Below are 21,601 nucleotides of genomic sequence, written 5' to 3'. Positions count from 1 at the left end.
ACGCTTCCGGACGGCCCGGACGCGCCGGACGCGAGACTGCAAATTGTCCGGGCTCAGTCGAGCCGCACGCAGACCCCTTCCAGTCCGGCCCGCGAGGCCGGGTACTTCTTCATGACCTCGGCGTCGTGGCCGGGAACCACCATGTCGACATTGCCGTCGGCGAGCTTCTTCAGCTTGTCGTAGCCTGCCAGCATGTCGGCGACGGAGAAGACGATCGAGAACAGCTTGCTCTCGCGGATGCCCCAGAAATAGTGCGAGGCGTCCGAGGCTAGCACCAGCCAGCCGTTGCGCGTCATCACCCGCACCGACTGGATGCCCATGGTGTGGCCGCCGATCAGGTGCACCGAGATGCCGGGTGCGACCTCCTCGTCGCCGTCGTGGAACACCACGCGCTTGCCGTAGACCGCGCGCACCATGCCGACGATGTCCTCGATCTCGAAGGCGTGGCGGAAGGTGCCGTGGCACATGTGCCGGCCGGTGGCGAACTGCATCTCCTTGTCCTGAAGGTGGAAGCGCGCCTTCGGGAAGCGGTCCCAGTTGCCGACATGGTCGTAGTGCAGGTGGGTGATGATGACGTCCTCGACCTCCTTGGCGTCGACGCCGAGATGCTCGAGCAGGTCGGCCGGGTTGGTCTTGACCTCGCGGCCGCGCTTCTTGCCGACCTGGGCGTTGAAGCCGGTGTCGATCACGATCGGCTTGCCGCCCAGCATCCGGTGGCCGCTCTCGTCGAGCGGGATCGCGACCCACACGAAATAGTCCATCGGGAAGTCGGCGTCGTGCGGGTCGGGCGTGATCTGGACTTCCCAAGCCTTGCGCGGCAGGTGGGCGTATTTGACCGCATGTACCTCGTAGACCGGCGTCGAACGCATCTTTGTTTCCTTCCCTCGGGGGTCGTTGCCGAGAGGGTAGCAAGCGGCGGAGCCTCGGCGCTATAGTGGCGTCGATGGCCCGCATGGACCTCCTTGCCCGGCGAATTAGCACCCCGATCTGCGCTGCAGATCGGCCTGTCGCTATTCGTCTCACAGCCAAGGAATCTGTCCATGTCGTCCGTCCTGGCGCTTAAGCGCAACTCCTCCACCGTCCGATACTGTTTCGAGGCCGACGTCGAGCCGGCCGTGCTGCCGCGCGCGCTCGAGCTGCTGGCCAAGCGCGGCCTCGTGCCGGCGCGCGTCTTCGCCCAGGCGATCGACGATGCGCTCTCGGTCGAGATCGAGGTCGAAGGCCTCGCGGACGACACCGCCGAGCATGTCGGCCGCTCGCTCGGCCAGATCGTCGGCGTGCGCGCGGTCTTCTAGTCTAGCGATGCCGGTCAGGGCTGGCGGCCTCGCCGACATCGAGGGCGCGTGGCATTGCATCGGCGTGGTGGCGCGGGAGCGCGCCTATATCGGCTTTCTCGACGCGCCGCCGCTGGAGCAGAGCCGCGGCTTCTGGACCTCCCTGATCGAGAAGGGACATCCCTTCCTGGTGGCGGTCGACGGCGGAACGATCGTCGGCTGGTGCGATGTCGTGCCGGTGCCGCGGCCGATCTTCGCCCATGTCGGCACGCTCGGCATGGGATTGCTGCCGGATCGGCGGAGCCGCGGCCTGGGGACTGAGCTCATGTCGGCGGCGCTGGAGGCGTCGCGCGCCTGCGGCCTCGAGCGGGTCGAGCTCGCCGTCTTCGCGGGCAACGAACGCGCCCAGCGGCTCTACGCCGGGATGGGCTTCGTCGTCGAAGGCGTGCAGTCGCGCAGAGCCAAGATCGACGGCCGCTATCGCGACGAGATTCTCATGGCCCGCCAACTGTGAAGGGCGGCGTGATACGATCCGGGACGTGAGCGGCGTCTTCCTTCGCAAGGTCGCTGCGGCCGCAGCCGTGCTTGTCGCGTCTCAGCTCGCGCCGCACCGACTCCACGCCCAGCCGGCCGTCGAGCAGCCGATTCGGCTGCCGGTCCAGATCGGCGGCAGAACCTATGCGCTCGAGACGCTTGTGGTGCGTCAGGCCGGCCAGGACCGGCGGCCCGTCGCGCTGATCACGCACGGCGCCAGCTTCGGCACAGCCGGCCCCGTGACGCTCGGCTGGGTCCGTCAGTGGACCCACGATCTGGCCCATCGCGGCTGGCTCGCGGTTGGCGTCATGCGCCGCGGCTATGGCAATTCGGACGGCACGATCGAGGACGACGCCGGGACCTGTGCCAAGCCCAATGTCGGCCATTACCTCGAAGGCCACGCCGACGACCTGGAGGCTGCCTTGCGCGCCATCGCGCGGCGGCCGGACGCGGACATGAGCCGTGTCCTGGCGATCGGCCACTCGTCCGGCGGCGCGGCGACGATGGCGCTGGCGGCGCGACCGTCCGTGCACCTGGCCGCCGCGGTCAATGTGTCGGGCGGCCTTGCCCGGCGCCGGCTGCGGCTGCCCTCCGAGCCCGACCCGGAATGCGCGCCCTACGAGGCCGACCTCGTGCGCAACTTCGGCCGCTTCGGCGCAACGGCGCGCATGCCGACGCTCTGGCTCTACAGCGAGAACGACAGCTGGTTCGGCCCGGCGCTGGCCAGGCGCCTGCACGCGGCATTCACCGCCGGCGGCGGCCGGGCGGACCTGGTCATGCTGCCGCCGTTCGGGCAGGACGGGCACGCGATGTTCTTCGCGTCGGGCGGACGTCAGCTGCTTCTCCCGGAACTCGATCGCTTCCTGCGGACGAATGGCCTGCCGACCTGGGACGCCGCGCCGTTCGGTCCGCTGCTCGCGCGCCTGTCACCGGCCGATCGCGACAGCGTCGAGCAGTACATGCGCATGCCGACGGAGAAGGTCCTGACGCTCGGCCCCAACGGCGGCGTCTACTGGCAGTGGGGCGAATGGACGCTCGAGGAGGCGCGTGCCAAGGCGCTGGCCTACTGCCGCCTGAAGGTCGGGCGGGTGTGCTCGGTGGCGGCCGAGAACTTCGATCTCAAGTAGGACGGGCCAGCGTCTCCACGATCGCGTCGATGTGCAGGCGCGCCACGTCGAGGCAGGGAAAGCCCGCGCTCGCCTCGTCGAACATCACCGCAAGGTCGGTGCCGGCCAGCAGGATGGTCTCGGCGCCATCGCGCTCACGCAGTTCGGTTGCGATGCGGCGCAAGCCGTCGGCGTCGCCGGGTTCGGTCCTGCCGTCGAGGATGCGCTGGTAGGCGGCTCCGATGAAGGCGATCTCGTCGGGCTGCGGCTTGGCGATCTCGATGCCGGCGAGCTGGCCCCACAGGCTGCCTTGCACGGTGAAGATCGAGCCCATCAGCGCCACGCGCTTGATCCGTCGTCGCACCAGCTCGGCCGCCAGGATCTCGACGATGTTGAGCAGCGGGATCGGCAGCAGCGGGGAGAGTTCCCGGATGCAGAGGTGCGGCGTCACCGCCGGCAGCACGGCGGTCTCGGCGCCGGCCCGCGCCAGGCGCTCGATGAAGCCGGCAAGATACTTCGCCAGCGCGCCGAGCTTTCCGTCGCGGATCAGCTGCTGCCCGTGGTCGACGTCGGCGTGCGCGATCACCAGGTCGGGCACGACGCCGCGGGCTTTGCAGGCCGCGGCGATCTTCTCGTAGTAATGGACGGTGGCGCCGACGCCCAGGCCGCCGACGATGCCGACGGCGCTCATGTCGGCCAGTTGCGCTTCCAGACCTCGGCCAGCTCGGGCTTCGCGTCGGCCCGGCGTGCGATCGCGAACAGCCGGGGCGTCTCGGTCTCGAACCAGCCGCGCTTGGGCCGCCAGCGGGTCATTACCGAGAGGTAGATGTCGAGTGCCGAGAAGCGATCAGCGAGGAACCATGGCGCTCGCGCCTGGCTCTCGACCTGCTTCCACAGCCGCTGGGCGTAGGCGTCGGTGGCGGCGCGGAACGGGTCGCGCGCCGCATTGACCGAGACGAAGCGCGAGGGATCGTCGGCGTAGGTGAAGGTCGGATAGATGTTGGCGACGATGAACACGAGCCAGCGCAGGAACGCCGCCCGCTCCGGCGCGCCCGGCGCCGGCACCAGCGAATCGGTGCCGGCGATGTCGGCGAGCAGCAGCGTGATGGCGGCGCTCTCGCTCATCACCTGGCCGTCGGGCAGGATCAGGGTCGGCACCTGGGCGAGCGGATTGACCTTCTCGAGCTTGGCCTTGGCGTCGGGTTCCTTGAACAGGTCGCCGACCGCTTCGAAGGTGAAGGGCAGCCCGTACCAGACGAGCTGCGCCTCCACCAGCGTCGAACCCCAGCCGGCGCGGCCCCAGAGCTTGTAGCCGGCCATCGCTTACGGCTTCTGCAGCGGCTGGATCAGGCTCGACGTGTCCCAGCGGCCGCCGCCTCGCTCCTGGACACGCTGGTAGAACTGGTCGACCAGCGCGACCACCGGCATCTGCGCCTTCCAGCGCTTGCCCTCGGCCATGGCGATGCCGAGGTCCTTGCGCATCCAGTCGACGGCGAAGCCGTAGTCGAACTTGCCGTTGACCATGTTCTGCCAGCGATTGTCCATCTGCCAGCTCTGCGCCGCGCCCTTGGAGATCGCCGCCATCACCTTGTCCATGTCGAGGCCGGCGCGCTGGCCAAGGTTGAGCGCCTCGGAAAGAGTCTGGACGAGGCCGGCGATGCACATCTGGTTCATCATCTTGGTGATCTGGCCCGAGCCCGGCGGGCCGATCAGGGTGATCGCCTTGGCGTAGGACATGGCGACCGGGTTGGCCTTGTCGAACGGAGCCTGCTCGCCGCCGCACATCACCGTGAGCTGGCCGTTCTCCGCGCCGGCCTGGCCGCCCGAGACGGGGGCGTCGATGAAGTCGACGCCGATCTTCTTGCCGAGCCCGTGGAACTCGCGCGCGATGTCGGCCGAGGCGGTGGTGTTGTCGTAGAAGATCGAGCCCTTGCCCATGCCGGCGAAGGCGCCGTTTTCGCCCAGCACGACGTCCCTCAGGTGGTTGTCGTCGCCGACGCAACAGAACACGATCTCCTGGCCTTGGGCCGCTTCCTTCGGCGTCCTGGCGGCCTTGCCCTTGTGCTTCTGGGTCCAGGCCTCGGCCTTCGCAAAGGTGCGGTTGTAGACGGTCACGTCGTGGCCCTTGGCGGCGAGATGCCCCGCCATCGGAAAGCCCATCACGCCCAACCCCAGAAACGCCACCTTGGCCATCATGTCCTCCAAATTCAGAGGGGCGGAGCATAGAGCAGCAGGGCGATGGCTGCGACTCCGACGATCAGCGGCGGCACGGCGAGCGGCCAGGCGCGGCGGTAGAGCTCCGAATCGGAGACTGCGTGCGCCAGCAGCCCGACGCCCATCGAGACGCGGATCGGCGACAGCATGGTGAGGTTGGTGCAGACGCTGTTCTGCACCGCCGCCACCCAGCCGGTATCGACCGCGACGGCCTTGGCGAGCGCCGTCACCATCGGCATCAGCATGGCGTTGCCGGCAGAGCCGCCGCCGGTCAGGAAGCCGCCGACGCCCGCGAACAGCGGCACGCCGAGCGCCGCGGTGCGGCCGGCGGCGGCGCGCATCGCCTCGGCGATCTGCTGCGCCATGCCCGAGCCGACATAGAGCTCGGCCATGACCACGAACAGCAGGGTGACGGTGCACGATCGCCAGGCGCCGCGCGCGGTGTCGGCGACGGCGCGGCCGATCGGCGCGCGCGCCGTCACCAGCACGACGATCCCGATCGAGACGAGCCAGAAGCCCGGCGCATAGAGCGGCGCGAAGGCCGGCTGGTTGTCGTAGGGCTTGAGCGCCCACAGCGGCTTCAGCAGGTTGCGCAGCGGCGGCACCAGCCGCGTGGCGCAGAGCGCGATCGTCAGCGCGACGTAGGGCGCATTGCGATGGAGCGCGGCCTTGAGATGCCCGAGGTCGGGCCGCTCGTCGCGCCAGAAGCGCAGCGCCAGCAGCACGGCGAGCGGCGCGGCGCCGGCGATCTCGACGTCGGTGTGGCGGTTGGCGAGCCAGACCAGGCCGAGCAGCAGCGCCGTCCAGGCGATGTCGTCGATCTTCTGCGCCGTCGGCACCGCGACGCCGGCCTGCCGCGCGAAGCGCCAGTAGAGCAGCAGGTAGAAGACGTGGATCGGCACCTGCAGCAGGGCCGAACCCAGCCCGAGCTGGTTGGGCGTGAAGCCCGCGAGCGTGGCGCCGACGGTGGTGCCGGTGGCGAGCGCGCCCCACGGCACCAGCGACTGGCTGTAGAGCCCGAGCAGCAGCGCCGACAGGCCGCCGAGGCCGAGGCGCCTCAGCGCCGCCAGCGCGATGATGTAGCCGACGCCGAAGCCGGTCACCGCCTCGGCGAAGGGGGCGAGCAGGAAGCAGACCGACCACAGCCGCCGCGGGGTCGCCGGATGCGTCTCGGCCCCTGCCGCCGCGGCGCGCGCGAGCGTGCAGCGATGGAAGAACATGCCGGCGGCGATGATCGCGATCACCTGCCAGGCGAGCCACGCGCCGGCCGGCACCTCGCGCTGCCACAGCGCCGCCACGGCGGCCGGCCCCTGCGGCCAAATGAGCAGGGCGGAGACGGCAAAAGTGGCCAGAAGGCCCGCCAATCCGGCCATCAGCGCGCCGGTGCGGCCCGACGCCAAAAGCCCCAGAACCAGCAGGAGCGGCAGCAACGCGAGGGTGGTGGTCATGGCCTTGCGCGGCCCGCCCCTTTCCCTTAGAACCCGCCGCCTGTGCCCCGATAGCTCAGCTGGTAGAGCACGTCATTCGTAATGATGGGGTCGGCGGTTCGATTCCGTCTCGGGGCACCATCACCTTTCCTCGCGAAAACTCACCGATGCTCAAGTCGCCCATCGTCTCAGGCACTTGAGCGAATTCGGCTACTCACAGTGAGGAAGTTCGGCGCGCCACTGCTTAGAACAACTCGGTATAATTCTGGGTACGGGTTCTTTGGCAGAGAAGGGCGGTGCCCAGATGCGCGAAGCCCAAAGGGAAACCCTACGAGCTCTCTGACGGCGGCGGTTTGCGTCTGCTGGTGAAGCCGAGCGGGACATTCCAAGAAAAGCCGCGGCCTACTTCGCGAAGGAATCGACTGCCCGTCGCGTTGGCATGATCTGCGGGCCGACGGCATCGCCTGCGGGCTGCATCGCATCGAGCGATCGATGCAGCTTGACGTTGCCCCCAACTTTTACCCAGTAGGCAGTGTAGTCTGGCGGTTGGACTGCCGCTCCCCGCCGCGATCCAATGAGAATGAGAAGCGCTACCTCGCACGGGTGAGTAACTCCGTCGCGTTGGCAAACCTGACGACGAGGCGCCATCTGCCTCAGCGAAGTCTTTCTCGTTTTCGGCAATCACATGTTGAGCAAGTGTTGCGACACCATGGGGTCGTTTTCCTCGATGACCTTCGAGGGCCTTGCCGGAATTGCGATTGCCTTTCAATACGCGACGAACCCCGCCTGCGCGGTCGACAAGATTCAGGTCTACAACGCCGAGATCGCCGCGCCAGGAAGGTTCACGCTGCAGCAACATCTCAACTATGTCTGGAGGGGCAGCCGACTGGTACGAGCGCGGTCTCTACGCGCCGTTCGCCTTCGACAGCAGCGGCGCCTTCTTGCCGGGCGGAGTCAAGATCCGGCAGCTCTTCGTGTCGCCCCACGCCGACGATCGCAAGTTCTTCTATGGCGCCAATTTCGAGCTGAGCTATCAGACGCCGCGCTTCTCGCAGAGCGCCGTCGGGCTGGAAATCCGACCGATCCTGGGTGCGTGCAATCTCGGCTGGGAGCTGATCGTCAATCCGATCATCGACCTCAGCTTCGCGCCGGCCGGCGCATCGACCTTCGGGCCGGCCGCCCGGCTGGCCCGCCAGGTCGGCACCGATACCTGGCTCGGCGTCGAATATTATTCGAGCTACAGCCCGATCGACGCCATCCCGCCCGCAGATCGGCAGCAGCACATGCTGTTCGGCGTCGTGGACTTCAAGGTGCTGCGGCTCGACGTCAATCTCGGCATGGGGCTGGCCTCACCAACGCCTCTGATGCGATCGTCACGAAGCTGATCGTCGGCCGCGCGTTCTAGTCCAGCGGAGTCACGACAAATGCCTTCACGCCATTTCCCACGCCATCTTGAACGTCATCGCACGGAGCATATCGGCTGGCTGCGTGCGGCCGTCCTGGGCGCGAACGACGGCCTCGTGTCGACGGCGAGCCTGGTGCTGGGCGTCGCCGCCGCCCATGGAGCCCCGGGCAATGTCGTAATCGCAGGCGTGGCTGGCCTCGTGGCCGGTGCCATGTCGATGGCGGCAGGCGAATATGTTTCCGTGCACTCGCAGGCCGATACCGAACGGGCCGACCTCGAGCAGGAACGCGCGGAGCTCACGGCCGACCGCAAAGCCGAGCAGAATGAGCTGACGGCGATCTACGAGCGACGGGGCCTCGATCGCTCGCTCGCACAACAGGTGGCCGAGCAGCTGATGGCCCACGACGCGTTGGGCGCGCATGCACGGGACGAACTCGGCATCTCGGAGCCACTCAGGGCGCGGCCTGTTCAGGCAGCGCTCGCCTCGGCCGCGAGTTTCGCCGCTGGCGCCGCCATGCCTCTTTTGATCGCCGCGATGGTGCCGTCGACGGGATTGATCTTCGTCGTGGCGGGCGCGTCGCTGATCCTCCTTGCCGGGCTGGGAGTGCTGGCCGCGCGCGCCGGCGGCGCAAATATGCTGCGAGGGGCAATGCGGGTCACCTTTTGGGGTGCTCTCGCCATGGCCCTCACCATGGGTGCGGGAGCTGTGTTCGGAACCATTGCCTGAAAACCGTCCGAGACCGCTGCACCCCGGGCTCTACTGGATCACCTATCCGCTCGACCGCGATACCGCGGGGCTCGACGAGTTGCTCGGCGGCCTCGTCGAGGAGGGCCGCATCAACGGGCCCGGGCAAACTTTCGATTGAACGCCGGCCAGGTCAATGCAGCGAGCGGCCGGCCCGCCGCTCGATCGCCGCCATGTCGAGGGGCTCGAATGCCGGCCGTCGCACCCCCAGGCGAGCCAATGCCTCCCTCATCGATCGGACCATGATCGGAGCACTCGATCCGACGTCGCGCTGCTTGGCGGCGAAGACGAGATACAGGCCGAAGATCTCAGGTTGGGGCGCCACGACCACGCGCTGATAGCCGGCGCAGAGCGGGGCCCGCCGTCCACGCTCGGCGATCGTCGCGTCGGGCATGCTCACGCGATCGATGCCTGTGAAGTCGAACAGGAAATGGGTCGGGCCCATGGCTTCGACCAGCAGCTCCCCGGCGTGGTCGAGCTGGCCGATGACGTCGGGTGAGAACTCTCCTTCGAAACGGGCCAAGGTGATGTTGCGTGTGCGGTCTCTTGCGATGGTGAACATGGCGCGTACTCCGGGGAACTCCTCGATGGGCGATTGCAAAGCGGCCCTCGTCGCCTCGGCCTGTCGACCTGCATTCCCGCACAACCGGGCGCTTGTTTGGAGCCGGCATATTGGGATGCCGCCGCAGCGGATCTCGTCGACCACCCGACCATCGCGTACCAGTCTAGTGATGCGAGGGTGTCCTCGGACGCCCACTGCTGGTGTTGTGCTTGCTAATCGGCTCGCTCGCCACCTTCGATAGGCGGGTCAGCGCCAGGATCTGCGGCGCATGACCAGTCGGATGGCCCTGCTGCGCCTGGTACGCAGTCTTCTGATCGTGCGTCTGGGGCGGGACCTTGGAGTTGCCGGCGCTGAACTGCGAGCGGTCGAACGCGCCTTCGATGGTGGACCGGAGGTTGGCTCCGCTCGACGCCGGCGCGCCGGAGCCGACGCCGGCCTGGCCATGCGGCTTTTCCAGCAGCGCGGTCGAGCCGAGGCCGCGCACAGGCAGGATCGTGGGCGGCGACGGGACACGCCCCGGCTCCATCTGGATCAGCGAACCGGGACGCGTGGCAACCACAGTCTTGCCGCCGCCGGTCACGGTGAGCGCGTGGCCGAACAGGAAGGTCCCTTGGGTTGCGCCGGTGTCCGACACCTCGACGACGACGATGCCGCCGCGAATGCCCAGCGAGCCCGACGGCGTGGTGATTCTGACGTCGCCGGTCTTGGTCAGCGCGCCGCCCACGAGACGCATCACGCCCCGCCTCATGTTGACCGACAGCACCCCGTTGGAGTGGTTGGGATCGTAGACGAATCTGTCGATCACCAGGCTGCTGTTGGGCCCAACGGTAAGGGCCGTCCCGTCAAGGAACACAATGTGCGCCCGGTCGTCGTCCTTGGTGGTAACGAGCTCGTTGGCCTGGATGTCGGTTCCGACGCGCAGGATGCGCTCCGCCTGGGCGGGCGGCTGACCGAGCGGATCGCCGCTGGTCACCGAGGTCACCCCGACATTGGCCGCCGCGGGACTCGCCATCGCAACGCAGGCCACCAGCGAAATCAGGCATGTGCGGCTCATGCTCCCCCCCGATCAGAATCGCCAGCTGACACCGGTCATGGCGGTGAAGGCGTCGTACGCGTAGTTGGCAATCGACGCGTCGCGCCGCGTATAGGCACCCTGTGCGACGATCGAAAATTGGTCGTTCACCGGGACGGCGAGCACAAGGCCAAAATTGTAATCATTTTGACTCCGCACGCGGGCCGGATCCACGGCGGGATCCGGCCGGTCGTAATTGGCCCACGCCACGTCGGCGGACAGGACGAGCCGCCATAGCCGGCTGCTCGCCCAGATTGGATCTGCGAATCGCACATTGAGCGCAGCGGACAGGCCGTACTCCCAGTAATTCTCGGATGGCACGACGGCGACATAGCGCGTGAAGTTCCCGGCCAGGGTTACCGTCACCTGCTTGGTGACCTCCAGCCGGTAGGCCGCGGCCACCACGCCCTCGTTGCCTGTGCTGTTGTTGTTGGTCGGAGCATCGGCGTTGCTGACGTATTCACGCCGCCGGCCGAAGCCGGTGAGATCGACCGTCGAGCCGGGTGCGACCGGGATCGATGCCTCGACGCCCGCGCCCCAGGCCCAATAGGCCGTGAGATCGTGGACGGCGACATACCGGCCGGTAAAGAAGGGCTTCAGCGAGACACTGCTGGCAAAGCCCTCGAAGGGCGAGAAGCGCGGCCCGGCGAAGAGGTCGACCAGGGCCACGTTGGCGCTGGCGACGCTGAATTGCCGCGCCCCATAGAGCGACAGGTCAGCCTCGAAGGCGCCATTGTCCTGCCGGCCGAGGTCGTAGCGCCCCTGCAGCGCCGCGGCGGCGACGACCCCCCAGTCGGACTGCCTGGAGATGTTGGGGCTGGGCACCACGCTCGAGCCGAAGGACTGGATGGTGCCGACCGGCCCGCTGTTGGCGTTGCTGGAATAGCGAACGCCGCCTAGCAGCTCGCCGCCGAGCGAGAAGCGCCGCGTCCTGGCGTGGATCTCGGCCAGGTATCGCTCGGCCGGCTCGGCGACGGCGGGCTGGCCGCGCCCTGTATCGCGCGCGCTCTCGAGGTAGCCGCGCGCCGCCTCGTAGGATCCCAGCCGATAGTAGAGCACCCCGAGCTCGAGCCTGACGTGCGGCAGGTCGGGATCGATCAGCAGCAGGCGTTCCAGCGCCGAGATCGCGCCCTCCAGATTGCCGGCCTTCACCGCGAGCTCGGCGTAACGCAGCAGGGTCGGCGGATCGGCCGGCTTGCGCAGCATCTCTTCGAAGGCCGCCCGGTAGACCGGATCTTCGGTCGTCTGTGCCGATGCCCCGTCGGCCATTGACGTCGCGATGGCCAGGACGGCCGCCAGCACATGCCGACGCATGCGCCGGGCAAAAGAAGAGGCCACGAACATGAAAATCTGCTTTACCTTGTCGAGCGGGAATTCGCGGCGAGGGGGAGAGCAATGCCAGCGACACGCGGGCCTTCGAAAACCGAGTCTTTTGCGTCCAGCATTCTCCGTGACCTGCCCGAACCTCACTTCCGGGCGTTGATGGAATGGGCCAGGACGCTGACCATCGCCAACAACACGTTTCTCTTTCGCCGCGGTGATGCGGGAGACGGCTGCTACTGGCTGCAGTCGGGACTGCTCAAGGTCAGCATCTGCTCCCCCGAGGGCGAAAAGCGCACGCTTGCCATCCTGGGGCCCGGCTCGATCGTCGGCGAGCTCGCGGTGCTCGACGGTCTGCCGCGCTCCGCCGACGTGCAGGCCATCGGAAGCTGCTCGCTGATGTTCGTCGGCCGCGACGATTTTGCGAAGTATGCCGGCCAGCATCCCGCGATCTTCCAGCATCTGTGCATCGGCCTTTCCGCGCGGCTGCGCCAGGCCAACGACGAGACGGCGGCGGCCAGCTTCCTGCCGGTCAGGAAGCGCTTGGCGCGGACACTGCTGCGGCTGGCAGACTTTCTCGGACAGCCGACCGATCACAAGCATCTGACGATCAACCATCCGGTCAGCCAGAACGACCTCGCCGCGATGGCGGCGCTGGCCCGCGAGAGCGTCAATCGAACGATGCGCGATTGGCGCAAGAAGGGAATCGTCCAGCAGACCGGTCGGGCCAAGACGGTCCTGCACGTTGCCCGCCTGCAGCGCGAACTGACCGCGTGACCGGCGGCTGCCGCATGCGCCCCGCAGCTATGCCATCCGCGCGCAGCTCGTCGGAAATGCGGCTGCCGTCATTGCGTGCCGGAGGTACACGAGCCCAAGTCCACGTGGACTCGAGCCGCCGCCGTCAGGCAGTCGGCGACGCTGGCATAGGCGCCGCTGTCGAAGTCGGGCGCCATGAGCGCCGCCGTCGGACGGTCGGCCGGGGCCTGGCGGTGTGCGTTGTTCGACTTTGCCCCGACACTCGCAGCCGACGATCCGAGCGCAACAGCGCCGGCGACGGCAGCGATCACAAAGAATGCAGGCATGATTTCCCCCGGTAATCGATCTCTTGTCGTCGACGCCGAACCATCACAGCTCGATGTGACTTAGTCACAGATTTACCACCGCTGACTTAGAGCAGAGTTAGGGCGGTTGACGTAGCGCAAGGGGGACAAGCCGCGGCGCGGCGCTCGCGCCCTCGCCTGCGGGTCGTAGTCCCTGGGGCGCGCACCCGGCTGGTGCTGCACGGCATGCCCGCGCCCGTCGTCACCGGATCATCGCGCGCCTTACTGAGCTACACTTCGATAGAGGCCGTGGCCGTCTCGGAGACCTTCATTGCACAGCGGGCGCACTTGCCACTGATATCGTCCGAATATGAACGGGTGATGGTGGCTCCGAATCCGGAGCTACAGGCTTGAGGACTCCCAAATCTGCAGTGATGTGATTCAGGCTGTGTGCTGGCTGGGAATCCAGCGGACATGGCTCGAGCCTAATCACTGGATCTATGCGAGCGGGTGATAGCGGCGATTGAAGAGGGGCTGTTGACGCACCAGGCGGCTGCCCGGTTCTCGATCGGCATTTCGACGGCAGGGACCTGGGCCCGGATCTGCAGGACGGCAGTCTTGATGTTCCTCGACTGGCGCGAACTGACGCACAAAAAAGAGGGCACACGCGAGCGAGCAGGAACGCCCCGATGTGAAGGCGGCGCGCGCGGCGTGGCTTGAACGGCAAGCCGATCTCGACCCCGAGAGCCTGATCTTCATCGACGAAAGCGGGCTATCGACAAAGATGGCGCGGCGCGGCGCGGGGTGGGCCCGAAAGGGCGACGCTGTCGCGCCGCGGTTCCCCACGGACATTGGAAGACCATCATCTTCGTCGGCGGATTGACCCTTGCCGGGGTCATCGCGCCGATGCTCATCGACCAGCCGATGGATGGCGAGGTCTTCCTCGCCTGGTGCAAGCAGATGCTAGCGCCGGCCCTGCGGCCAGGCGATATCGTCGTCATGGACAATCTGCTGGCCCATAAGGTCGCCGACATCAAGGACGCCATCGAAGCGGGCGGCGGGAATGTGCTCCAGTTTTTTGTATCGATCGATCCAAAATCGTGCTTTAGTCGGGAAATGGGGCGCCGGAAGCAATTCGACGAGACGGAAGCCATCGACGACGCGGTCGATTGCTTCTGGTCGCGCGGCTACCAGGCAACGTCGGTGCGCGATCTCGCCTTATGCATGGGGATTGGCGGCGCCAGCCTCTACAACGCCTATGGCGGCAAGCGCGGCCTGTTCGTCAAGGCTCTGGCGCGCTACGCCGACCGTTCATCGCGCGAACGCATCGCCAGGCTCGAGGCCGGCGGCCAGCCGAAGCAGGCGATCGAGGCCTTCTTCGCCGAGATCATCGAACGGTCCTTGAAGGACCGCCAACACAAAGGCTGCTTGCTGGTCAACTCCGCGCTCGACGTTGCGCCGCACGATGCCGGGATCGGCAAAGTCGTCGCGGGCTACCTCGGCGAGATCCGCGACTTCTTCCGGCGCAACATCGTGGCCGCGCAGAAAGCCTGTCAGGTCCCGGGCGACCTCGACGACGCCGAAGTCTCCCGCCACCTGCTCGGCGTGCTTCTGGGCATTCGCGTTCTGGCGCGAACGCGACCCGATCGCGAAACGCTCGAAGCCGTCGCCCGGCCCGCGCTGCGCCTTCTCGACCCGCCGCAGGCCGAAGCGCGACGCAGCAGGAAATCAGCCTCCGCACCAAGGCTCGTCTTCGACACCGGCAGCACGAGCAAGTCACCGACGGGCCGACCAAGGAGTAGATGATGTCACTGGCAGACAAGCTTTCAGCTACCCGCGCCGCGAGCGTCGGCCGGATTCCGCCGGAGCGGGCGGCCATCATGCATCGCGCGACGGACGATCTTCGCAAATCCGGGATTCTCGACCGCATCGTGCTGGTCGGCAAACCCATGCCGGCTTTCGAGCTGGCCAACCACGATGGCCGTCGGGTCGCATCGACCGAGCTGCTCGCCGGCGGGCCGCTGGTGCTGTCGTTCTTCCGGGGGTCGTGGTGACCCTATTGCAGGCATGAGCTGGAGGCTCTGCAGACCGTATACGCCGACATCGCGGCCCTCGGGGCCTCGCTTGTCGTGATCTCGCCCGAGCTGCCGGAACGCACGGCAGACATGGCCGCCAAGCACAAGCTCGTTTTCCCGATCGTCTGGGACAAGAATTGCGAGGTCGCCGAATCTTTCGGTCTCGCGTTCACGCTGCCCGAGGATCTGAGAGAGGTCTATCGCGGCTTCGGCAACGATCTCGCGGTCCGCAACGGCGATCCGTCGTGGCGCCTGCCGGTGCCGGCCCGCTTCGTCGTCGACCGAGATGGCATCGTCCGCTTCGTCCAGGCCGATCCGGATTACCGGTACCGGCCCGAGCCGGAGACGACGCTCGAGGCGCTGCGCCAGGTGGTCGAGAGCTGAAGGGCTGAAGGCGGAGAAGCAGCTTCCGCAAAAGTCGAAAGGAATGCACATGATTCGCTTCTATTTCCATCCCACGCCCAATCCGGCCAAGATCGCGCTGCTGCTGGAAGAAGCCGGGTTGCCGTATGAGACCGTGCCGGTCGACACCAGCAAGGGCGAGCAGCACAAGCCCGCCTTCCGCGCCATCAATCCCAACGGCAAAGTGCCGGCGATCGTCGACACGGACGGCCCGGGTGGGAAGGAAGCGAGGGTGTTCGACTCCAGCGCCATCCTGCTCTATCTCGGCGACAAGACCGGGAAATACATCGGCGCGCCCGGCGACCGGCCCGAGCTGCTGTCCTGGCTGTTCTTCATTGCCTCCGGTCTTGGGCCGTTTTCCGGCCAGGCGGTGCATTTCCAGTTCGCGGCCCCCGACGGGCTCGACTACGCGCGCAACCGCTATCGGCGCGAGGCGGAGCGGCACTACCAGGTGCTGGAAGATCACCTGGCGGGCCGCCCGTTCATCGTCGGCGGCGTCTACACCATCGCCGACATGTCGGCTTGGGGCTGGATCGACCGGGCGTCGCGCGTGATGAAGGGCGAGGCCGATCCGCTGGCCAAGTTCCCCAACATCGCACGGTGGTTCAAAAGCATCGACGCACGGCCGGCGGTGGCGCGGGCGCGGGCGGTCGGCAAGGACCATGCCTTCAAGCGAGAGGTCGACGAGGAAACCAAACGCGCGCTCTTCCCGTCCAACTATCCGGCAGCGGCGTCCTAGCCGGCCGGGTCGTCAGGCTCCGTAGCAGGACGCCGGCACGTTCGGCCGGAATGCCCTCACCACGAGATGGTCGAGCGACACCGGCCCGGGGCCGGCGATCCGGAGCCAGGCGAACATCACGAAGTAGGACACCTCCTCGAAGCCGAGGAGGGTTTCCAGCGAATCGACGTCGCTCCATTTGGCCGTGACGATCGCCACGAGCATGACGATCATCATGGGGACGGCGGCGAAGCGCGTCAGAAGGCCGAGCAGGAGCAGGATGCCGCCCACAAACTCGACGCCGGAAACGAAAGGCGTGACGATCTCGGGAAAGGGAATGCCCCAGCCCCGGAAGTTCTCGACCATCCGCGGCAGGACCTGGAGCTTGCTCCAGCCGCTCCACAGGAACACCCAGCCGACGGTGATTCGCACCGCCAGCGGCGCGGCCCAAGTGAAGTAGCTCGCGACGGTTCTCGACCAGTCATAGAAGACGGTGACGATGGCGTTCATGTGTAGCCCGCGGAAAGCACCAGGCCGTCGAAATCAGACCTCGGGGGAAGTCCTCTTTCGACGGCCGGGGAGAGTCGAGTTGGACGGCGCGTGGACCGGCTAGAGGACCTTGCCGCCCTTGGCGGTGCATTCGAGCGACGTGCTCGTTTCGGTGAAGCCTTTGCCCTTGCAGGCGTTCTGGCCCTTGCAAGCGTTGGACGCGCTCTTGCAGGCGCTCTGGCCCTTGCAGGCGTTGGTGCCGCCGCAGTGCACGCCCTCGGCGTGGGCCGCGGTGACGAAGCTGCCGGCGGCGAAGATTGCGGCGGCCGTGGTGATCAGCGTACGCGAGTTCATGAAGAGACCTCCTGAATGAACGAGCCCTGGGCTCGCGTGAGGTCATTCGCGGCAAATGTCCCTGGCGTTACACCGCGCAGGACCTTTTTCGACGTGTAATGTTTTCACCTTCCCGCACGAATACGTGAAAGGCCAACTGCGTTGACCGACCCGAAAGATCTCTCCGCGCTGATGCAGCTGGCACGTCAAGGCGACGACGAGGCCTATCGGCGCCTTCTCGGCCAGGTTTCGATATGGTTGAGAGGCGTCGTCCGGGGCGGTCTGATAGGAGCGGGGCGGGGCACCGCGGATTGCGAGGATGTCGTGCAGGAGACCCTGCTGGCGATGCATCTCAAACGCGATACCTGGGACGACGGGCAGCCGCTCGAACCGTGGCTGCGCGCGATCGCCCGCCACAAGCTGGTCGACTACCTGCGTCGGCGCGGCTTCCGCGACCATGTCGATATCGACGACTACGTCAATTCCCCCGAGGCAGCCGTGACCGCCGACGCCTCGATGACGATGGATTCCCGACGACTGTTGGCGACCTTGCCCGAACGCCAGCGCCGGATCGTCGAAGAAATATCCCTCGAGGGACGGCAAGCAGCTGACGTGGCGGTGCACCTGGGCATGAGCGAAGGCGCCGTGCGCGTTTCGCTTCACCGCGCCCTCAAGGCACTGGCGGCTTCCTATCGAAGAGACCGTGCATGAAGACTGAAAAACTGGTCGAAGCGCTGGTCGCCGACGGCGCCGCCCCCAAAAGGACGATCCCACGGGCTCTTGCCGCCGCGCTCGCGATCGGCGGCTCGGTATCGTTGCTTGTTTTCCTGGTCGATCTCGGGGTGCGCGAGGACATTGCCCACGCCCTGTCGACCTGGCGATTCGACCTGAAGGTCGGCCTGGTCGCGTTGGCGCTGGTACTGGCCTTCCGCCTCTGCGTGGCCTTGGCAGCTCCGATCCCCTCTGGCCGGCCGAGCCGGCTGCTGCTGCCGCTGGCCGCCTTGGCGGCGCTGGCTGCCGCGATCGAAGTTGCCACCGTCCCCAGCGCGTCGTGGGGAACGCGGTTGGTCGGCAGCAATGCGCTGGTCTGCCTGGCGGCGATTCCCATGCTATCGGCGGCTCCGCTCGGGGTGGTGCTTTTGGCTCTGCGCTCCGGAGCGCCGGCCTCGCCGGCGCTGGCGGGGGCGGCCGCCGGCTTCCTTGCCGCGGCGAGCGGCGCGACGTTGTACGCTTTCCACTGTTTCGATGACTCGCCGCTGTTCGTGATGACCTGGTACGTCCTGGCAGCGCTTCCTGTGGTTGGTGTCGGTGCCATCGTTGGGCGACGACTGTTGCGGTGGTGATACGTTGTGCCCGCCGCATTGCATGTCGGAGCGTTGGGCAAAGGCGGAAACGATTTTGAACAGGGATCGCGGTGTCGTCATGGTCGGTGCACGGACACGGTCCGAATAGAGGCCCGACCGGCGGGCCGCCATACCCTTCGGAACGATCGTTCGGCTCCGGTCTTTCGGGATTTGACATCGAGCGCTTTATTCGCGAGACGAAACCCATGATCCGCGCGAGCCGCCTCGACGTCGTCCGCACCGCCTCCTTGGCGGTGCTGCTGGCGCTGGCCGCTGTCGTCGTGCGGCCATTGGCGCTTCCGCTCGTCGCGCAGATCTGGACATCGAATGCCGCCGTCGCGGACGGCTCCGATGCCATCGACCATGGGGTCGTTCCAGGCAAGACGGTCCTGCGGGTCGTTCCCAAGGTGCGGCACCTGGACCCCGTCCTGGATCCGCCGCCGCTTCAAGCGGCGATCGCGAATGCAGAGGACATTCCGATCGGCCTCGTCGAAACGAGGCACAGCCATTGCGACGCGCCGTTGCGCCTCACGGAGCGGTCTCTTGGCCATCGCCCTCGCGGCCCACCCGGAGCGCACGCGAAGCTGAAGGCCGCCGGCCCCATGAAGTCCGGTGGTGCCTTCGCGTCGTCGGAGCGCACGTAACCATCCAGGTTCCTCATTGATCACATGATGGCTGACCTGGCGTCGGCGGCGCTCCCGTGTCCGGTCTCGCCCTGGAAGTTCATCATGCGCCAATCGCCCTGGAAGGTGGCGTCTTACGCCATCATCGTGTTGTGCGGCATCCTTGCCGTGATCCCCAATTTCATACCCCGCGAACAGCTCGGCACCCTGCCGGACTGGCTGCCCAAGCAACAGATCACCCTCGGGCTGGACCTCCGCGGCGGATCGCAGCTTCTGCTCGAGATCGACAGCGATGCCGTGCTCCGCGATCGCCTGGCGATGATCGGCGACGCCGCGGACGCGGCCTTGCGCAATACGAGATTTGCCGCCGGTCCTGCGAAGGTCGGCGCAGGCGCCGTCAGCATGCAACTGAAGACCGCCGCGGACATGGTAGGCGCTCGCCGCGCCTTGTCGACGCTGGCTTCGGATCTGAGCAGCGATGGCCGGCCGGCCATCGAGATCGCCGAGCAAGGCGACGTCATCACCCTCCGGCCGACGTCGACCGACATTGCCGGACGCAATGAACGTGCGGCCAATCAAAGCCTCGAGATCGTCCGCCGTCGTATCGACGAGGCCGGCATCGCCGAACCCACCGTCATGAGGCAAGGCGCAATCCGCATCCTGGTCCAGCTCCCCGGCGTGCAGGACCCGGGACGGATCAAGGCGCTGCTCGGCAGCACTGCGCGCCTTACGTTCCATATGGCGGCGGACAACCAGTCGACGGGATATGCGCCCGGAACACTTTCCTTGCCGGTCGAGGGTACGCAGCAACAGATGCGCATACGCCAGGGCGTGATGCTCGAGGGCGAACGGCTGGTCGACGCGAACGCCTCGTTCGACCAGCGCACCGGCGAGCCGATCGTGCAGTTCCGTTTCGACTCCGAGGGAGGGCGGCGGTTCGCCGACATCACCCGCAGAAACGTCGACAAGCCGTTCGCCATCGTGCTCGACGGCAGGATCCTGAGCGCGCCGGTGATTCGCGAACCAATCACCGGCGGCGCGGGGCAGATCAGCGGCTCGTTCACCGTCCAGTCGGCCAAGGACCTGGCGGTGCTCCTGCGCGCCGGCGCCCTGCCGGTGCCGATGAAGGTGATCGAGGAGCGCACCGTGGGGGCGGACCTCGGCAGTGACGCCATCGAGCAGGGCGTGACTACCGGGCTGATCGGCTTTGCACTCGTCTTCGCCTTCATGGTGGTTCTCTACGGCCCTTGGGGGTTGATCGCCAACCTGGCGCTCGCCATCAACGTGACCTTGACCTTCGCTGCGCTCAGTGCGCTCGGAGCAACTCTGACGCTGCCCGGCATCGCCGGCATCGTGCTCGGTGTTGGGTTGGCCGTCGACGCCAACATCCTGATCAACGAGCGTATTCGAGAAGAGCTCGATCGGGGCCGAGGTCCGCGGGCCGCGCTCGATGCCGGATTCCGGCGTGCCTACAGCACGATCGTCGATTCGAACGTCACGACCCTGATTGCGACGACCATGCTCTTCGCGCTGGGAGCAGGACCGGTGCGCGGTTTCGCGGTGACGATGGGGCTCGGTATCGTGATCTCCATGTTCACGGCCGTTTCCATCGTCCGCATGGTCATGGAGATGTGGCTCGGCAACAAGCAGAAGCCGCGGCCGTTGCGCATCAAGCCGCTCTTCGGGCTCGAGCTCATCCCGCGCCACACGTCCTTTCAGTTCATGCGCGCCCGCTTCCTGGGCATCGCCGTGTCTGCGGTCCTGTCGGTGACGGCGGTAGTGCTGATGATCAAGCCCGGTCTCAACTACGGCATCGACTTCGTCGGCGGAACGCTGGTCGAGGTCCGGACCGAGCAGCCGGCTCGGCTGGACACGCTGCGGGCAGGCTTGTCGAGTCTTGGGCTGGGTGAGGTCGCCTTGCAAGAAGCGGGGTCGCCCCACCAGGTGCTGGTGAGAATCGAGCGTCAGCCCGGCGACGACAAGGCTCAGGTCGAAGCCACCGAGCGCGTCAGAACGGCCCTCTCGGAAGTCGCTCCCGCTTCATCGATCGAGCGGGTCGAGGTCGTCGGTCCGAAAGTGAGCGGGGAACTGATGGAGGCCGGCATCCTGGCCGTCGTTCTGGCGGCGGTTTCGATGCTGATCTACATCTGGGTCAGGTTCGAATGGCAGTTCGCCGTCGGCGCCATCGTCACCCTCGTACTCGACGTGACGAAAACGGCCGGGCTGTTCGCCATCACGGGCATGGATTTCAATCTGACGGCAATCGCCGCGCTGCTTACCCTGATCGGCTACTCAGTGAACGACAAGGTCGTGGTCTACGACCGCATGCGCGAGAACTTGCGCGTCCACAAGAAGATGCCGCTGCGCGAGCTGATCGATCTCAGCATCAACTCGACGCTGGCGCGCAGCCTCTACACCTCGGCGACCGCACTGCTGTCGATGCTGCCGATGGCCTTGGCCGGCGGTACCGCTGTCGATAACTTCGCCATCGCCATGGTCTTCGGGATCGTGGTCGGAGCGAGTTCATCGGTCTTCATCGCCGCGCCCATCCTGCTTTTCCTCGGCGAGGGGCGCCTGCGACCAAGACCAACCGATCCGGATCGCCGGTCACGGGTCGTGTCCCCAGTGGTGGTGTAACTGTGGGAGCAAGGCCGCGCGCGAGCGCGCTATCCACTAGCGCCGGCCTTTGCGAAGACCAACCTGCAACCGAGAGACCACCGATGACCGATGAGATGATGAACCTGCGCACGCTGGTGGAGAAGACCCCGGACGCCGATGTTTTGCGCGAGATGATCGGCTTTGCCGCCGAGCGGCTGATGGAGATCGAGATCGGCGCGGGCTGACGGCGACGAGCTTGGCTTGCCGACTGGCTGCGGCCAGCGCCGACCGACACCACTTCGGCGCGGTGCGATGTCAGTT

26 protein-coding genes, 1 tRNA gene and 2 pseudogenes are annotated in these 21,601 nt (G+C 66.8%); 18 read left to right on the top strand and 11 right to left on the bottom strand.

Annotated features, from left to right (window positions below):
- Positions 1-53: 53 nt before the first annotated feature.
- Positions 54-869, bottom strand: a complete 816-nt coding sequence (locus J0J01_RS26475; RefSeq protein ID WP_296386242.1) for an N-acyl homoserine lactonase family protein — start codon at positions 867-869, stop codon at positions 54-56.
- Between the two features lie 171 nt (positions 870-1,040).
- On the opposite strand from J0J01_RS26475, the gene J0J01_RS26470 reads away from it, so the two are divergent.
- From J0J01_RS26470 to J0J01_RS26460, 3 genes are read left to right on the top strand one after another with little or no spacing between them, the layout of a single operon-like run.
- Positions 1,041-1,295: a hypothetical protein gene (locus J0J01_RS26470; protein ID WP_296386240.1), complete on the top strand. Its 255-nt coding sequence runs from the start codon at positions 1,041-1,043 to the stop codon at positions 1,293-1,295.
- Positions 1,296-1,302: 7 nt separating this feature from the next.
- Positions 1,303-1,788, top strand: a complete 486-nt coding sequence (locus J0J01_RS26465; protein WP_296386238.1) for a GNAT family N-acetyltransferase — start codon at positions 1,303-1,305, stop codon at positions 1,786-1,788.
- 25 nt (positions 1,789-1,813) lie between these two features.
- Positions 1,814-2,935, top strand: a complete 1,122-nt coding sequence (locus tag J0J01_RS26460; RefSeq protein ID WP_296386236.1) for a hypothetical protein — start codon at positions 1,814-1,816, stop codon at positions 2,933-2,935.
- Here J0J01_RS26460 and J0J01_RS26455 read toward each other — a convergent pair.
- The 4 genes from J0J01_RS26455 to J0J01_RS26440 are packed head-to-tail and all read right to left on the bottom strand — an operon-like array spanning position 2,928 to position 6,576.
- Positions 2,928-3,605, bottom strand: a complete 678-nt coding sequence (locus tag J0J01_RS26455) for an aspartate/glutamate racemase family protein (protein ID WP_296386234.1) — start codon at positions 3,603-3,605, stop codon at positions 2,928-2,930. The genes J0J01_RS26460 and J0J01_RS26455 overlap by 8 nt on opposite strands.
- Positions 3,602-4,234 (bottom strand): glutathione S-transferase, encoded by a 633-nt coding sequence (locus tag J0J01_RS26450; protein ID WP_296386233.1) that lies wholly within the window; start codon positions 4,232-4,234, stop codon positions 3,602-3,604. The genes J0J01_RS26455 and J0J01_RS26450 overlap by 4 nt, the downstream gene beginning before the upstream one ends.
- Positions 4,235-4,237: 3 nt before the next feature.
- Complete coding sequence (locus J0J01_RS26445) at positions 4,238-5,107, bottom strand: NAD(P)-dependent oxidoreductase (protein ID WP_296386231.1); 870 nt, start codon at positions 5,105-5,107, stop codon at positions 4,238-4,240.
- A 14-nt stretch (positions 5,108-5,121) separates the two neighbouring features.
- On the bottom strand, positions 5,122-6,576 hold the full coding sequence (locus J0J01_RS26440) for an L-lactate permease (protein WP_296386229.1): 1,455 nt from the start codon (positions 6,574-6,576) through the stop codon (positions 5,122-5,124).
- Positions 6,577-6,620: 44 nt separating this feature from the next.
- On the opposite strand from J0J01_RS26440, the gene J0J01_RS26435 reads away from it, so the two are divergent.
- From J0J01_RS26435 to J0J01_RS26420, 4 genes are all read left to right on the top strand, one after another.
- Positions 6,621-6,696: transfer RNA gene (locus J0J01_RS26435), tRNA-Thr, on the top strand.
- Between the two features lie 725 nt (positions 6,697-7,421).
- Positions 7,422-7,940, top strand: coding sequence for a hypothetical protein (locus tag J0J01_RS26430; RefSeq protein ID WP_296386227.1), 519 nt, complete (start codon positions 7,422-7,424; stop codon positions 7,938-7,940).
- A gap of 39 nt (positions 7,941-7,979) precedes the next feature.
- The gene (locus tag J0J01_RS26425; protein WP_296386226.1) at positions 7,980-8,687 is read left to right on the top strand and encodes a VIT family protein; all 708 of its coding nucleotides are present in this window, start codon (positions 7,980-7,982) and stop codon (positions 8,685-8,687) included.
- Positions 8,680-8,826 (top strand): hypothetical protein, encoded by a 147-nt coding sequence (locus tag J0J01_RS26420; protein WP_296386224.1) that lies wholly within the window; start codon positions 8,680-8,682, stop codon positions 8,824-8,826. The genes J0J01_RS26425 and J0J01_RS26420 overlap by 8 nt, the downstream gene beginning before the upstream one ends.
- 12 nt (positions 8,827-8,838) lie before the next feature.
- Here the strand turns inward: J0J01_RS26420 and J0J01_RS26415 are convergent, their stop codons facing one another.
- From J0J01_RS26415 to J0J01_RS26405, 3 genes are all read right to left on the bottom strand, one after another.
- Positions 8,839-9,267: a hypothetical protein gene (locus J0J01_RS26415; RefSeq protein WP_296386223.1), complete on the bottom strand. Its 429-nt coding sequence runs from the start codon at positions 9,265-9,267 to the stop codon at positions 8,839-8,841.
- A 163-nt stretch (positions 9,268-9,430) separates the two neighbouring features.
- Complete coding sequence (locus tag J0J01_RS26410) at positions 9,431-10,321, bottom strand: FecR domain-containing protein (protein ID WP_296386221.1); 891 nt, start codon at positions 10,319-10,321, stop codon at positions 9,431-9,433.
- Positions 10,322-10,333: 12 nt separating this feature from the next.
- Complete coding sequence (locus J0J01_RS26405; protein WP_296386219.1) at positions 10,334-11,683, bottom strand: tetratricopeptide repeat protein; 1,350 nt, start codon at positions 11,681-11,683, stop codon at positions 10,334-10,336.
- 51 nt (positions 11,684-11,734) lie between these two features.
- Between J0J01_RS26405 and J0J01_RS26400 the strand changes: the two genes are divergently transcribed.
- Positions 11,735-12,436, top strand: coding sequence for a Crp/Fnr family transcriptional regulator (locus J0J01_RS26400; protein ID WP_296386216.1), 702 nt, complete (start codon positions 11,735-11,737; stop codon positions 12,434-12,436).
- 68 nt (positions 12,437-12,504) lie between these two features.
- Here the strand turns inward: J0J01_RS26400 and J0J01_RS26395 are convergent, their stop codons facing one another.
- Positions 12,505-12,741, bottom strand: coding sequence for a hypothetical protein (locus J0J01_RS26395; protein WP_296386213.1), 237 nt, complete (start codon positions 12,739-12,741; stop codon positions 12,505-12,507).
- Between the two features lie 619 nt (positions 12,742-13,360).
- On the opposite strand from J0J01_RS26395, the pseudogene J0J01_RS26390 reads away from it, so the two are divergent.
- The 5 genes and pseudogenes from J0J01_RS26390 to J0J01_RS26370 form a co-directional block, all read left to right on the top strand.
- Positions 13,361-13,749 (top strand): annotated as a pseudogene (locus J0J01_RS26390) (transposase); the annotation flags it as partial.
- Positions 13,750-13,815: 66 nt separating this feature from the next.
- Positions 13,816-14,505 carry a TetR/AcrR family transcriptional regulator gene (locus J0J01_RS26385; protein ID WP_296386374.1) on the top strand — a complete coding sequence of 230 codons (690 nt, stop codon included), beginning with the start codon at positions 13,816-13,818 and terminating at the stop codon, positions 14,503-14,505.
- Entirely contained in the window at positions 14,502-14,753 is a 252-nt protein-coding gene (locus tag J0J01_RS26380) for a hypothetical protein (RefSeq protein ID WP_296386211.1), read from the top strand. The genes J0J01_RS26385 and J0J01_RS26380 overlap by 4 nt, the downstream gene beginning before the upstream one ends.
- Before the next feature lie 12 nt (positions 14,754-14,765).
- A pseudogene (locus J0J01_RS26375) lies at positions 14,766-15,158 on the top strand (peroxiredoxin-like family protein); the annotation flags it as partial.
- Between the two features lie 49 nt (positions 15,159-15,207).
- Complete coding sequence (locus J0J01_RS26370) at positions 15,208-15,915, top strand: glutathione S-transferase C-terminal domain-containing protein (RefSeq protein WP_296386209.1); 708 nt, start codon at positions 15,208-15,210, stop codon at positions 15,913-15,915.
- Positions 15,916-15,927: 12 nt separating this feature from the next.
- On the opposite strand, the gene J0J01_RS26365 is transcribed toward J0J01_RS26370, so the two are convergent.
- Together J0J01_RS26365 and J0J01_RS26360 are read right to left on the bottom strand one after the other, a co-directional pair.
- Positions 15,928-16,404, bottom strand: coding sequence for a DoxX family protein (locus J0J01_RS26365; RefSeq protein WP_296386207.1), 477 nt, complete (start codon positions 16,402-16,404; stop codon positions 15,928-15,930).
- Between the two features lie 99 nt (positions 16,405-16,503).
- Entirely contained in the window at positions 16,504-16,737 is a 234-nt protein-coding gene (locus tag J0J01_RS26360; RefSeq protein WP_296386206.1) for a hypothetical protein, read from the bottom strand.
- Positions 16,738-16,878: 141 nt separating this feature from the next.
- On the opposite strand from J0J01_RS26360, the gene J0J01_RS26355 reads away from it, so the two are divergent.
- The 5 genes from J0J01_RS26355 to J0J01_RS26335 all read left to right on the top strand — a co-directional run bounded on the left by J0J01_RS26355 (position 16,879) and on the right by J0J01_RS26335 (position 21,525).
- Complete coding sequence (locus J0J01_RS26355; protein WP_296386204.1) at positions 16,879-17,427, top strand: sigma-70 family RNA polymerase sigma factor; 549 nt, start codon at positions 16,879-16,881, stop codon at positions 17,425-17,427.
- Positions 17,424-18,059, top strand: coding sequence for an NrsF family protein (locus tag J0J01_RS26350; protein WP_296386203.1), 636 nt, complete (start codon positions 17,424-17,426; stop codon positions 18,057-18,059). The genes J0J01_RS26355 and J0J01_RS26350 overlap by 4 nt, the downstream gene beginning before the upstream one ends.
- 206 nt (positions 18,060-18,265) lie before the next feature.
- Positions 18,266-18,703 (top strand): hypothetical protein, encoded by a 438-nt coding sequence (locus J0J01_RS26345; RefSeq protein WP_296386201.1) that lies wholly within the window; start codon positions 18,266-18,268, stop codon positions 18,701-18,703.
- Between the two features lie 24 nt (positions 18,704-18,727).
- Positions 18,728-21,319, top strand: coding sequence for a protein translocase subunit SecD (gene secD / locus J0J01_RS26340; RefSeq protein WP_296386199.1), 2,592 nt, complete (start codon positions 18,728-18,730; stop codon positions 21,317-21,319).
- Between the two features lie 83 nt (positions 21,320-21,402).
- Positions 21,403-21,525 (top strand): hypothetical protein, encoded by a 123-nt coding sequence (locus tag J0J01_RS26335; RefSeq protein WP_296386378.1) that lies wholly within the window; start codon positions 21,403-21,405, stop codon positions 21,523-21,525.
- Positions 21,526-21,601 lie beyond the last annotated feature (76 nt).

The sequence above is a fragment of the Reyranella sp. genome (assembly GCF_017305915.1).
Classification (GTDB): domain Bacteria; phylum Pseudomonadota; class Alphaproteobacteria; order Reyranellales; family Reyranellaceae; genus Reyranella.
This window is presented reverse-complemented; position numbering and strand designations above follow the sequence as displayed.